Raw genomic sequence first — 13,405 nt, forward strand, 5'->3', positions numbered from 1 at the left:
CCTCCAGCTCCTGCGGCAGGTCCCAGTGGTAGAGCGTCGCGACCGGCCGGATGTCCGCCGACCGCAGCTCGTCGACGAGCCGGCGGTAGAAGTCCAGGCCCTTCTGCACCGCCGGGCCCCGGCCCGTCGGCTGGACCCGGGGCCAGGCGACGGAGAACCGGTAGTCCGACACCCCCAGGTCCTTCAGCAGCGCCACGTCGTCCCGCATGCGGTGGTAGTGGTCGGCGGCGATGTCACCGGTGTCGCCGTTGCGGACCTTGCCCGGCACACGGCTGAAGGTGTCCCAGATGGACGGCGTCCTGCCGTCCTCGTCGGCGGCACCCTCGATCTGGTACGCGGCGGTGGCCGTGCCCCAGCGGAAACCGGCCGGGAAGGTGAGCGCGGTCATGAGACTCCCAACGGAGGTGAAGTGGACAGGAGGAGAGGGAAAGCGGGGGCCGGTCAGCCCTTGACGGCGCCCTGCATGATGCCGCCGACGATCTGCCGGCCCAGCAGCCCGAAGACCAGCAGCACGGGCAGGGTGCCGAGCAGCGTGCCCGCCATGATCACGGACTGGTCGTGCACATAGCCGCCGCCCAGCTGGCGCAGCGCGACCTGCACGGTCGGGTTCTGCGAGGAGAGGGCGACGATCGGCCAGAAGAAGTCGTTCCAGGCCGCCATGAACGTCAGCATGCCCAGCACCGCCATTCCGGGACGGGCGACGGGGACGACGATCGACCAGAAGATACGGGCGTTCGACGCGCCGTCCACCCGTGCCGCCTCGATGAGCTCGTCCGGCAGCGACTGCACCAGGAACTGGCGCATGAAGAACACGCCGAACGCCGACACCAGCCCGGGCAGGATCACCGACTGGAGCTGGTTGACCCACTCCAGCTTCGCGATCAGCATGAACAGCGGGATCACACCCAGCTGCGGCGGGATCATCATCGTGCCCACGGTCACCGCCAGCAGCGCGCCCCGGCCGCGGAAGCGCAGCTTGGCGAAGGCGAACCCGGCGAGCGTGCAGCACAGCACCGTGCCGACGGTGATGGAACCCGACACGATGAAGGAGTTCAGCAGCGCCGTGCCGATGTCCGCCTCCTCCAGCACCGCTTCCAGGTTCCGCATCAGGTTCGGTCCCGGGAGCAGAGCCGGCGGCACCTGCGCCAGGTCCGCGTTCGAACGGCTCGCGGCGACGATCGTCCAGTAGAACGGGAAGGCGGAGACGAGGACGGCCAGGATCAGGACCGCGTACGCGACCTTCCCGCCGTGCATCGTGCGCCCGGCGCGCGCGGTCATCGGGTGGCCTCCTTGCGGGCGCGGCGGCGCACCATCAGGGCGTTGACCCCGACGAGCACCAGGATCAACAGGAACATCACCCAGGCGACGGCGGCGGCCCTGCCCAGGTGGAAGAAGCCCCAGCCCTGCTCGTACAGGTACAGCCCGAGCGTCTGGTACTGGTGCGAGATGCCGCCGGAGACGCTGCCCTCGAACAGCAGCGGCTCGCCGAAGAGCTGCGTGGCGCCGATCGTCGACACGATGGTGGTGAACACGATCGTCGGGCGCAGCCCCGGCAGCGTGACGTGCAGGAACTGCCGCCAGCGCGAGGCACCGTCCATCTCCGCGGCCTCGTACAGCTCGGTCGGGATGGACTGCATGCCGGCGAGGTAGATCAGGGCGTTGTAGCCGGTCCAGCGCCAGATGACGATCGTCGACACCGCGATCTGCGAGGCGACGGTGCCCGTCTGCCAGTCGACCGGGCCGAATCCCACCAGCCCCAGGACGTAGTTGACCAGACCGAAGTCCCGCCCGAAGAGCTGCGCGAACACGAGCGTCGCGGCGGCGACGGACGTCGCGTACGGCAGCAGCATCGCCGTGCGGAAGAACGTCCGGCCGCGCAGCCTGTAGTTCAGCAGGTGCGCCAGGCCCAGCGCCATGATCAGCTGCGGGACCGTGGAGATGACGCCGATCGTGAACGTGTTGCGGAGCGAGATCCAGAAGAAGTCGTCCGTGAAGAGGGCGGTGTAGTTGCCCAGGCCGCGCCACTGCATGTCGCCGGGCGTCTGGAGTTCGACGCGGTACAGCGAGACGAAGGCGGTGTAGAGCAGCGGGAAGAGGCCGAAGGCGGCGAAGAGGGTGAGGAACGGAGCGATGTACGCGTACGGCGAGGCCGCCTGCCATGCGCGCCGGAGCCTCGTGCCGCGTGGGGCGGCGACGGGTGGAGCGGGGAGGGTCACGGTACGGGCCCTTCAAACGAGTCGATACGAACACGAACGATGCGGCGGCTTCCGCTGCGCGGGGCGCTGCGTGCGGGGGCGCTCCGGGGTGCGGGGCCTGGTGGTTACGTGGGTCCCGCCGTGGTCCGGGGCGGGTGCTTCGGTTCGGGGGCCCGTGCGGCTCGGTGGGTCGCGCCGTGGTCCGGGGTGGGTGCCGGGGCCTCCGGTGGGGGGCGGCCGGACTCTCGTTCACCGCGCTTCGCGCGAGTTCGGTCGTCTTACGTCCGGCCACCCCCCACGCTCCGACCCCGTCCCCCTCACGCGCTCCGGGGTTGCTCCCCCGCGCGGGTGGGCGCGCCCGGCCCCGTCTCCCTCGCGCGGGTGGTCGCCCCCGGCTCACGCGCTCCGGGGTTGCTCCCCGCCCAGGGGCCGTGGCCTGCCTCCTGCCTCGCCTCCGCGCGCAGGGCCCACCCCGGGGACCCCCGTGGCCGGGACCGGGCAGGGGTCCGAAGGCCAGGGAGGTACCGGGGGCGTAGCCACCGGTAAGGGTCAGCCCGTCGCGTTGGCGACGCCCTTCTTCGCGGTGGACCACGCCTCGTCCGGCGGCGTGCCCTTCCGCTCCACCTCGCTGAGCGCGTTCGTGATCTGGTCGGCGACGTTCTTGTCGTGGACCCCCAGCACCTGCACCGGCGCGGCCTTCGCCGCGTCGCCGAAGATGCGGCCGATGGGGGCGCCCGAGAAGTACGGGTCCGTGGCGTCCGCGATCGTCGCGATCGCGCCCGTCGACGACGGGAAGTTGCCCTGGGCGCGGAAGAGCTTGGCCTGCTGCTCCGGGGCCGTGAGCCACTGGATCAGCTCGTACGCCTCCTTCTTGTGCTTCGCCGCGCGCGGCACGCTCAGGTACGAGCCGCCCCAGTTGCCCGCGCCTCCCGGCAGCTTCGCGATGTCCCACTTGCCCTTGCCCGCGTCACCGGCCTGGCCCTTGATGTAGCCGAGCATCCACGCGGGGCAGGGGATCGTCGCGAACGACCCGGCGGCGAACGCCTGGTTCCACTGGGGCGACCACTGGTCGAGCTTGGCGCTGAGGCCCGCGGCCGCGGCCTCGGCGGCGGTGTCCCACGCGGCCTTGACGGCCGGGTTGGACTCGTAGATGAGCTCGCCGGAGGCGTTGTAGTACCGCTCCTCCTCCTGCCCGATCATGATCGTGTAGAGGCTGCCGACGCTGTCGAGCCATGCGCTCTTGGCGGGGGCCTTGGCCTTGTACTGCTTGCCGAGCTCCACGTAACCGTCCCAGGTGGACCACCGCTTCGCCAGCTCGGTGCGGTCGGTCGGCAGGCCCGCCTTCTTGAGGAGGTCCGTGCGGTAGCACATCGCCTCCGGCCCCACGTCGGTGCCGAGGCCCAGGACGCGGCCGTCCTTCGTGGTCGCCGCGGACCACTTCGCCTCCGCGAACTGGTCCTTGAGCTTGTCCGCGCCGTACTTGGTCAGGTCCTCGAACTTGTCCGCCTGCTGCTGGGTGACCGACGCGATGCGGCCGACCTCGATGCCCTGGACGTCGGCGAGCCCGCCGCCGCCGGCGAGCCGCGTCTGGAGGGACTTCCAGTAGTCCTGCTCGTCCTCGGTGTCGGTCTGCTTGATCTTGATGCCGGGGTGCAGCTTCTCGTACTCGGCGTACAGCCCGGCCTCCTTGTAGCCGAAGGAGCCGAAGAGGTCGACGGTGACCGTGACCGTGCCGTCGGACGCCTCGTCCGCGGACCCGGATCCGCAGGCGGCGAGCAGCGCCCCGGCGAGCGTGACCGCGCCGAGCCGGACGGCGGTCCTGGTGACGGCCGATCTCGTGGCCCTACTGGCGGCTCGGGCGATGGGCATGGGAAGCCTCCCTTGGCTTCGGAGGAGCGGGGATGCCGAGAGACGCTCTGAGAGCGCTCTCACCAAACTGCGTCGGAGCGTGCCCGCTGCGGCCCCCCGGCGTCAAGACTCGAACGCATAACGGCTGCGGTCACCGGCCAACTCCCGCTGTTGCCGGATGTATTGACAGTCATGTTTCAGGAGTCTTACGTTCCTCGGCAATTGAGAGCGCTCTCAAGCGCTCGCCCCCCATACCCCGAGGTGCTGTCCATGCCATCCCCGCGCACCCGATCAGCCGCATTGCTCCTGGCCACGGCCTTGGCGACGCTCGGCCTGGGCGGTCCCGCCGCCGCCCCGGCCGCAGCGGCCACCGTCCCGGTCGGTGCAGGCGGTTACTCCGACACCCGCCCCGCCGGAACCTCCGGCCCCACCACCAACACCGGCACCCCGGTCACCCCCAAGCTGACCGCGGCCGCCCAGGGGAAGCCCGTCCCCACCAACGACTGGTGGTCCTCGCTCGCCTTCCAGCGCTACGGGGACAACCCCTGGTCGACCCCCATGTACGGCCACCCCCTCACCTACCGGGCCACCGCCGCCGGCCTGGACGTCGGCTACCCCACGGCGCCCGCGATCGTCGGCGACGGCCGCCAGTACGAGTACGCCCACCAGCGCGACCTCACCCTCGGTCTGACCGGCCTGAACTCACCGGACACCAAGGCCGACGCCTGGTCCGACTGGACGGTCACCCCGTACTGGTCCGACGGCACCCGCACGCTGCGGACGACCATTGGGCACGGCCTGCCCTTCGTGTACGCGAAAGGAACCGGCGGAAGCGCCCGCATCACCACCGCCACCGCCCCGGCCGTCTTCGCCGACCAGGGCAACGTCCTCGGCATCACCGTCGCCGGCCACCACTACGCCCTGTTCGCCCCCACCGGCACCGACTGGACCGTCTCCGGCTCCACGCTCACGGCGCCCCTCGGCGGCAAGGACTACTTCTCGCTCGCCGTCCTGCCCTCGACGGACGCGCTCGCCCTGTACAAGAAGTACGCCTTCAGCTTCGTGACCGGGTCGAAGGCCGCCTGGAGCTACGCCGGCGGCACGGTCAGGGCCACGTACACCCTGACCACACAGCCGCAGGAAGGCACCGAGACCGGCAGCCTGCAGGCCCTCTACCGCCACCAGTGGCTGCACACGACCGACCCGCTGACGCCGTACACGTACGTCTCCCCGCGCGGCACCATGAAGGTCCGCGAGGGGCTGTCCTTCACCACGAGCCAGCGGGCCGCCGCCGTGCTGCCCGGGCTGCCGAAGTCGGCCGGCACCGACCCGGCCCGGCTGCGCGGCCACCTGCGCGAGGTCGCCGACGCGGCGGACCCGTTCGCCGGTGCCACCGACACCTACTGGACGGGCAAGGCCCTCGGCCGGCTCGCCCAGCTCGTGCCGCTCGCGGAGCAGACCGGCGACACCGCCGTCCGCGACAAGCTGCTCGGGCTGATCAAGGGCCGCCTCCAGGACTGGTTCACCACCGGCGGGCCGAACGAGTTCTCGTACGACACGGCATGGAAGACGCTGATCGGCTACCCCGCCTCGTACGGCAGCGACACCGAGCTCAACGACCACCACTTCCACTACTCGTACTACGTCTACGCGGCGGCGGTCGTCGCCCAGTACGACCCCGGCTGGGCCGCCGACTCCGCGTGGGGCGGCATGGTGAGGACACTCGTCCGCGACGCCGCCAATCCCAGCCGCACCGACAGCGCCTTTCCCTTCCTGCGCGGCTTCGACGTGTACGCGGGCCACAGCTGGGCCTCCGGCCACCAGGGATTCGCCGCCGGGAACAACCAGGAGTCGTCGTCGGAGTCCACGAACCTCAGCGCCGGGCTGGTGCTGTGGGGCTCGGCCACCGGGGACACCGCCCTGCGGGACCTCGGGGTGTACCTGCTGACCACCGAGTCCGAGGCCATCGCCCAGTACTGGTTCGACGCCGACCAGCAGGTCTTCCCGGCCTCCTTCGGCCATGACACGGCCGGCATGGTCTGGGGCAGCGGCGCCGCCTACGCGACCTGGTGGACCGCGAATCCCGAGGAGATCCACGGCATCAACGTCCTGCCGGTGACCGGCGGTTCCCTGCACCTGGGCGGCGAGAAGGCGGCCATCCGCCGCAACATCGCCGAGATGGAACGCGAGAACGGCGGCCCGGCCGTCGAATGGCGCGACATCCTCTGGGAGTTCCAGGCCCTCGCCGACCCCGCCGCCGCGAAGGCGAAGTGGGACGGCGGCCACGCCTCCTACACTCCGGAGGCGGGGGAGTCGAAGGCGCACACCTACCACTGGATCACCACGCTGGACGCGCTCGGCGCGCCCGACGCGGCCGTGACCGGTGACATCCCCACCTCGGCCGTCTTCACCAAGGGCACCGTCCGGACGTACGCGGCGCACAACCACGGCTCCACCGCCCGCACCGTGACCTTCTCCGACGGCGCGAAGCTCACCGTCCCCGCCCGGTCGACCGCCACGGGCACCGGCAGCGGCGGCACCGACCCGGACCCCGGCCCGTCCACCGGGGACACCTTCCAGCTCCGCTCCGGCGGCACCCTGACGACCGCCACCGGCGGGACGGCCGGCAGCGACACCATCGCCTCGGCGGGCGGCGCCAACCACGACGGCACCCCGTACCAGCCGCTGGTGTACGAGGCCCGGGGCGTCAACGGCACCCTGAAGACGGGAGGCGCCACCGCCTTCCGGCTCCAGGTCGACGCCGGGACCACGGTCGGGCTCGGGCAGCAGGCACGGGTCAGCTACGACCTGACCGGCGACGGGACCTTCGAGCGGACGGAGACGTACCACTACTTCGCCACCGACCCGGTGGCCGGCTGGGAGGAGTACGGCCAGGCCCGCGGCCTGAAGTCGGCGACCGGAGCACTGGGCGACCTCAAGGGCGGCACCGTGCGGCTGGAGGTGTGGCCCGCCATCGGGAGCGGCACCGCGAAGCTCCAGACCGGTACCGACCGGTCCGTGCTGGTGATCCCGTACCAGTAGCGGTCAGGCCGACGCCCGCCGGACCAGTTCCGTCGGCGTGATCACCGAGCCCGGGGCGCTGCCCGCCCCGGGCTCGTCCCCGTTCTCCGCCCGGTTCAGGACGCGCATCAGCAGCCGGACCATGAGCCGCCCCATGCCCTCCACGTCCTGGCGGACCGTCGTCAGGGGCGGGTCGGTCGCCTCCGCGATGGACGTCATGTCGTCGAAGCCGACCAGCGCCACGTCCTCGGGCACCCGCAGCCCGCGTTCGCGCAGCACCCGCAGCGCTCCGGACGCCATCAGGTCGTTGGCGGCGAACACCCCGTCCAGGTCGGGCCGGCGCGCCAGCAGCTCCGCCATCGCCCGCGCCCCGCTCTCCTCGGTGAAATCGCCCTGGGCGATCAGCCCGGGCCCGGCGTCCAGCAGGACGTCCCGGTAGCCGTCGAGCCGGTCCACCGCGGACGTCTGGTCGCGCGGCCCGGCGATGTGCCCGATGCGCCGGCGGCCCAGCGAGAGCAGGTGCCGCACGGCCTCCCGGGCCCCACCGCGGTTGTCCGCGTCCACGTACGGCACGGCGAGTTCCCCGGTGGCCCCGGCCCAGCCCGGCCGCCCGCCGAACACGGCCGGGATCTGCACGCGGCGGATCACCCCGGGCAGCTCGTCGTCGTCGTGCACGGAGAAGGCGAGCGCGCCGTCGACGTGGCCCCCGCCGAGGTAGCGGCCGATCCGGTCGTAGTCGCCGGGACCCTCCACCCACAGCAGGACCAGCTGGGAGTCGTGGGCCGTCAGCTCACGGCTGATGCCGCGCACCTGCTGTTCGAAGAAGGGGTCCGAGAAGATGCGGAACTCCGGCTCCGCGATGATCACGGCCACCGCGCCGTTGCGGCGCGTCACCAGGGTGCGGGCCGCGTGGTTGGGGATGTAGCCGAGCTCCTCGACCGCCCGGCGGACCTTCTCCACCAGGGGCGTGCGGACCCCGGCGGCGCCGTTCACGACGCGCGAGACCGTCGCCCGGGAGACCCCGGCGCGGGCCGCGACGGCTTCCAGGGTGGGACGGGCCCCGGGGGTGGGCTCGGGCAAGGCGGGCAAGGGCGCTCCTCGGCTGCGCGGCGGACCGTACGCGGGCTTGTACGTACAGGAGCAGCGTAGCCGGTGGCGGCGACTGCGTGAGAGCGCTCTCACGAGGTGGGACGGGAGGTGGATCGGTGGTGCCGGGGCCGGGAGCCGCCGCCCCACCCCTGAGGGGCGGCGGCTCCGCGGTGATCAGTGCCGGTCGCGTCCGTGGTCGTGCCCGTGGTCGTGGACCGAGTTGGTCTCGGCGATCTTCTTCCACGACTTCGGCGGGGCGGGCGGCGTGGCCGTCCGCGACCGCGCCGTGATCCCGGCCTCGGCCGCCGTCGGCGCCGCCGGCTTCGACGGCTGGTACAGCCAGGTGTCGAAGAGCCCGGCGAGGGGCTTGCCCGAGATCCGCTCGGCGTACGCCACGAAGTCGCTCACCTTGGCGTTGCCGTACGCCCGCTCGGCCGGCCAGCCCTTGAGGACGGCGAAGAAGTCCTCGTCACCGATCTCGTTGCGCAGGGCCTGCACCGCGAGCGCGCCCCGGTCGTAGACGGCGATGTCGAACTGCTTCTCCGGGCCCGGGTCGCCCGGCTTGACCGTCCAGAACGGGTCGTCGGCGGCACGCGTGGCGTACACCCAGTCCGCCAGCTCCTGCGCCGTGCCCTCGCCCTCCTTCTCCGACCACAGCCACTGGCTGTAGCGGGCGAAGCCCTCGTTGATCCAGATGTCCTTCCAGCCGTCCACCGACACGCTGTCGCCGTACCACTGGTGCGCCAGCTCGTGCACGACCACCGAGACGTTCGCGCCGTTGGCGAACTGCCGCGGGCTGTAGAACGGCCGGGTCTGCGTCTCCAGGGCGTATCCCGTGGTCACGTTGGGGACGTACCCGCCGAGCGCGTTGAAGGGGTACGGCCCGTAGACCTCCTCCAGCCACTCGGCGACCTCCTTGGTGCGCTCGATACTGGCGCGCGCCGCGCCCGCGTTGGCCCCGAGGTCCTTGCTGTACGCGTTCAGGACGGGCAGGCCCTTGTCCGTCTTGTCGGTGGTGATGTCGAACTTGCCGACGGCGAGCGTGGCGAGGTAGGTCGCCTGCGGCTTGTCGGAGCGCCAGTTGAAGCGCGTCCAGCCGAGGCGCGAGGACTGCGACTGCAGGACGCCGTTGCTGATGGCCTGCGTCCCGTCCGGCACCGAGACCGAGACGTCGAACGTCGCCTTGTCCAGCGGGTGGTCGTTGGACGGGAACCACCACACGGCCGAGTCCGGCTCGTCCGCTGCGACCGCGCCGTCGGGCGTGCGGTGCCAGGCCGTCCAGCCGCCGACCTTCACCTCGGACGGTTTGCCCGCGTACCGGACGACGATCGAGATCGCCCGGCCCTTCTCCAGCGGTGCGGCCGGCGTGACGACCAGCTCGTGGTCGCCGGACGCGCTGAACCTGGCCCGGGTGCCGTTCACCCGCACCTCGCTGACCTTCAGCCCGAGGTCCAGGTTGAAGCGGGAGAGGTTCTGCCGGGTGGTGGCGAGGATCGTCGCCGTGCCCTCCAGCAGGTCGGTCGCCGGCTGGTACTTCAGGCGCAGGTCGTAGTGCGACACGTCGTACCCGCCGTTGCCGCTCGTCGGGTAGTAGGGGTCGCCGATGCCCGCGGCGCCCGGGGTGTAGTCGGCGGCCGATGCCGGGATCGCCAGCAGCAGCGAGGCCGCGAGTGCGCTTGGGACGATCAGTCTGCGGTGCACGTCAGACACTCCAAGTCGTATGGTCGGAAGATCTCCTGAAGGCTATTCAGCCGTCGCACACCTCGCCATGTCCATGGCCCCATCCGTCACACGATCGCCATTCGGCCGACATGAACGGTCATCACCCACCCCGCCCCATCCATCCCTTTGGTGGTGTTCCGGCCCTCTGTCCCGCGGCAGACGACGCGTGTACGTTCCCGCCCATGCCTCTACACATACGCGGCAGCCGCCCGGCGAGGAGATCCCTGGCCGTGGCGGCAGCGGCCGCACTGCTGTCCGTCGTCCCCGCCCCGGCCGCGAGCGCGACGCACGGGGCGCCGCCCCGGGAGTCGGCGCCCGTCCACTCGTACGACAACGCCATCCGCGAGTCCGTGTGGGTCGACACCGGGCTCGACGGCGACCGCGACGGGAGGCCCGACCGCGTCGCCGCCGACATCATCAGGCCGCGCGAGGCGGACCGGCGGGGCCGGAAGGTTCCCGTGATCATGGACGCCAGCCCGTACTACGCCTGCTGCGGGCGCGGCAACGAGAGCCAGCGCAAGACGTACGACGCCCAGGGCGACCCCGTCCAGTTCCCGCTGTTCTACGACAACTACTTCGTCCCCCGCGGTTACGCCTTCGTCGCCGTCGACCTGGCCGGTACCAACCGCTCCGACGGCTGCGACGACGTCGGCGGACGCTCCGACATCCAGTCCGCCAAGGCCGTCGTCGACTGGCTGAACGGCCGCGGCCGCGCCTACACCACCCGCACCGGCTCCGAGCGGGCCCGCGCCACCGGCTGGTCCACCGGCGACACCGGCATGATCGGCAAGAGCTGGGACGGCACCATAGCCAACGGCGTGGCCGCCACGGGCGTCGAGGGGCTGAAGACCATCGTCCCGATCGGTGCCATCTCCTCCTGGTACGACTACTACTTCGCCCAGGGCGCCCCGCTGTACGACTCGGGCCCCGAGTGGCTGTCCCACTACGTCAACAGCCCCGACGCCCGCGCCCGCTGCGGCCACGTCCAGCGGCAGCTGGTCGACGGCGCCCCCCGCACCGGTGACTGGACCCCGCTGTGGAGCGAGCGCGACCACGTCCCGGACGCCCGCAAGGTGAAGGCCAGCGTCTTCGTCGTCCACGGCCAGCAGGACCTCAACGTCCGCGCCAAGCACTTCGGCCAGTGGTGGGACGCCCTTGCCGAGCAGGGCGTCGAGCGCAAGATCTGGCTCTCCGGGACCGGGCACGTCGATCCCTTCGACTTCCGCCGCGCCGAGTGGGTGCGCACACTGCACCGCTGGTTCGACCACTACCTGCTCGGGTACGACAACGGGATCGACCGCGAGCCGATGGCCGACATCGAGCGCGCCCCCGACCAGTGGACCACCGACCGCGTCTGGCCGCCGCGCGCCACCACCGCCACCACCCTGCGCCCCGGCACGGGAACGGCCCCCGGCGTCGGCACACTCGGCCTCGCCCCCGCCCGGCCCGGCACGACGGAGACCTTCACCGACGACCCCGCCCTCGGCGAGCTCGACTGGGCGGCCCACATCGACGCCTCCACCCCGTCCAAGGCGGGCTTCCTGTCCCGGCCCCTCGCCCGGGACCTGCGGTTGTCCGGCTCCTCCACGGTCACGGTCACCGCCACTCCCGACACCACGAGCGCCCACCTCTCGGCGGTCCTCGTCGACATCGGCCCCGACACCATCCGCGACTACACCGCCCGCGGCGAAGGCATCACCACGCTGGCCGAGCGCACCTGCTGGGGGGCGAGCACCACCGGCGACAGCGCCTGCTTCAAGGAGACCAGGGCGAAGACGGCCGACGTCGGCTTCACCGTCTTCAGCCGCGGCTGGGCCGACCTCGGCACCTGGGCCGACGAGAAGAAGGGCCGCCCGCTCACCCCCGGCAAGGCCCACACCATCACCCTCGGCCTCGCCGCCGCGGACCACGTCGTCCCGGCCGGACACCGTCTCGCGCTGATCATCGGCGGCACCGACGCCGGACTCATCGACCCTCCCGCCGCCCCGGCCGCGCCCACGCTCACCCTCGACCTGACCCGCACCAAGGCGAAACTCCCGGTCGTCGGCGGCCCGTGGGCCTACCTCCGCGCCACGTCCGGCGCCCTGCACCCGACGCCCGACCGGGCGCCGCGCACGGCCCCGCTCGACGGAGTCGCCGAGCCGCCCGCGACGACCCGCGTCCCCGGCCCGGGAGGAGGCGGCACCCGATGAGAGCCCGCCTCCGCGCCGCAGTACTGTCCGTGACCGCCGCGGTCCTCGCCCTGCCGTTCGTCGCCGCCCCGGAGTCCCGGGCGTCGGCCACCGCGCCGCCCCGCACCGGCTTCGAGCGGAGCGGCGGCGCCCGCTGGACCGGGGAGGCCGAGGAGCAGCGCTTCCTCGCCGCCGTCGACCGGGCCAGCGACCGCGTGTCCGTGACCCGGATCGGCACCACCGGGCAGGGCCGGCCCCTCCGGCTCGTCACCGTCGGCACCGGCCGCACCGCCACCAGGCTCCTCCTCGTCTGCAGCCAGCACGGCGACGAACCGGCGGGCCGCGAAGCCTGCCTGACCACCGTGCGCGACCTCGCCCTCGCCGAGGATGCGGAAACGATTCGCTTCCTGTCCCGCACGACCGTCCTCGTCGTACCGACCGCCAACCCCGACGGGCGGGCCGCGAACACCCGCACCAACGCCGACGGCATCGACATCAACCGCGACCACCTCGCCCTGGAGACGGCCGAGGGCCGCGCCCTGGCCGCCGTGCAGCGCGACCACCGCCCCGACGTCGTCCACGACCTGCACGAGTACGACGCCACCCCGCCGTACTACGACAAGGCGCTGCTCTCCCTGTGGCCGCGCAACCTCAACACCCACGCGCGCGTGCACGACGAGGCCCGCACCCTCTCGGAGGCGTACGTCCGCCCCGCCGCCGAGCGCGCCGGACACAGCAGCGGCGTCTACGGCATCTGGACCGACCCGGTCACCGGCGAACCGCTCAAGCAGGTCGCCGGCGACGGCCAGGAGCGCATCCTGCGCAACACGGCCGGCCTCAAGCACTCCGTCGGCCTGCTCGTCGAGACCCGCATCACCCCCCTCACGGAGGAGGAGAAGCGGGACACGGCCGTCAACAACCGACGCCGGGTCACCACGCACCTCACCGCCCTCGACAGCGCCTTCGCGTACGTCACGGAGCGCCGCGGCGCCGTCGAGGCCGCCACCACGGCCGCCCGCCTGGCCGGCCCGGGCGACCGGGGTCCGGTGTACCTCGGCGGTGCCGACAACGACCCCGCCGAACCGGCTGACATCCTGCGGGACCCGCCCTGCGGCTACCGCCTGACCCCGGCCCAGTACACCGACGTCCGCGACGAGCTCGCCCTGCACGGCGTGCGCGCCCGACCGCGGGGCGACGGCTCCGCGTTCGTACCGCTGGGGCAGTCCCGGCGCGCCCTGGTGGCGCTGCTCCTCGACGCACGCGCCGCGTACCACCTCGCAGAGGGGCAGCCCGTCATCGCCTGTTGATCCCCATGCGTACCGGTCCGGTGTGGTAGGGGGTACCGAGAAGCGAATTCCC

General features: G+C 72.3%; 9 protein-coding genes. 3 read left to right on the forward strand and 6 right to left on the reverse strand.

Annotated features, from left to right (window positions below; translation table 11 throughout):
* From IH00_RS39510 to IH00_RS0116765, 4 genes are all read right to left on the reverse strand, one after another.
* Positions 1-388 (reverse strand): glycoside hydrolase family 1 protein (locus IH00_RS39510; protein WP_031074330.1); only part of this gene is annotated, 388 nt, incomplete at its 3' end.
* A gap of 53 nt (positions 389-441) precedes the next feature.
* Entirely contained in the window at positions 442-1,278 is an 837-nt protein-coding gene (locus tag IH00_RS0116755) for a carbohydrate ABC transporter permease (protein ID WP_031074331.1), read from the reverse strand.
* Positions 1,275-2,216: a carbohydrate ABC transporter permease gene (locus IH00_RS0116760; RefSeq protein ID WP_031074332.1), complete on the reverse strand. Its 942-nt coding sequence runs from the start codon at positions 2,214-2,216 to the stop codon at positions 1,275-1,277. Before IH00_RS0116760 ends, IH00_RS0116755 begins: the two co-directional genes overlap by 4 nt.
* Before the next feature lie 528 nt (positions 2,217-2,744).
* Positions 2,745-4,064, reverse strand: coding sequence for an ABC transporter substrate-binding protein (locus IH00_RS0116765; protein ID WP_031074333.1), 1,320 nt, complete (start codon positions 4,062-4,064; stop codon positions 2,745-2,747).
* 249 nt (positions 4,065-4,313) lie between these two features.
* On the opposite strand from IH00_RS0116765, the gene IH00_RS0116770 reads away from it, so the two are divergent.
* Positions 4,314-7,085 (forward strand): glycosyl hydrolase, encoded by a 2,772-nt coding sequence (locus IH00_RS0116770; RefSeq protein ID WP_031074339.1) that lies wholly within the window; start codon positions 4,314-4,316, stop codon positions 7,083-7,085.
* A 3-nt stretch (positions 7,086-7,088) separates the two neighbouring features.
* Here IH00_RS0116770 and IH00_RS0116775 read toward each other — a convergent pair whose 3' ends face one another.
* On the reverse strand, positions 7,089-8,144 hold the full coding sequence (locus tag IH00_RS0116775; RefSeq protein ID WP_031074341.1) for a LacI family DNA-binding transcriptional regulator: 1,056 nt from the start codon (positions 8,142-8,144) through the stop codon (positions 7,089-7,091).
* A 183-nt stretch (positions 8,145-8,327) separates the two neighbouring features.
* Positions 8,328-9,854 (reverse strand): M1 family metallopeptidase, encoded by a 1,527-nt coding sequence (locus IH00_RS0116780; RefSeq protein ID WP_031074342.1) that lies wholly within the window; start codon positions 9,852-9,854, stop codon positions 8,328-8,330.
* Between the two features lie 203 nt (positions 9,855-10,057).
* Between IH00_RS0116780 and IH00_RS0116785 the strand changes: the two genes are divergently transcribed.
* Positions 10,058-12,067, forward strand: coding sequence for a Xaa-Pro dipeptidyl-peptidase (locus tag IH00_RS0116785; RefSeq protein ID WP_031074344.1), 2,010 nt, complete (start codon positions 10,058-10,060; stop codon positions 12,065-12,067).
* Positions 12,064-13,353 (forward strand): M14 family metallopeptidase, encoded by a 1,290-nt coding sequence (locus tag IH00_RS0116790; protein ID WP_031074346.1) that lies wholly within the window; start codon positions 12,064-12,066, stop codon positions 13,351-13,353. Before IH00_RS0116785 ends, IH00_RS0116790 begins: the two co-directional genes overlap by 4 nt.
* Positions 13,354-13,405 lie beyond the last annotated feature (52 nt).

Source organism: Streptomyces sp. NRRL S-118 (assembly GCF_000716335.1).
Lineage (GTDB): Bacteria > Actinomycetota > Actinomycetes > Streptomycetales > Streptomycetaceae > Streptomyces.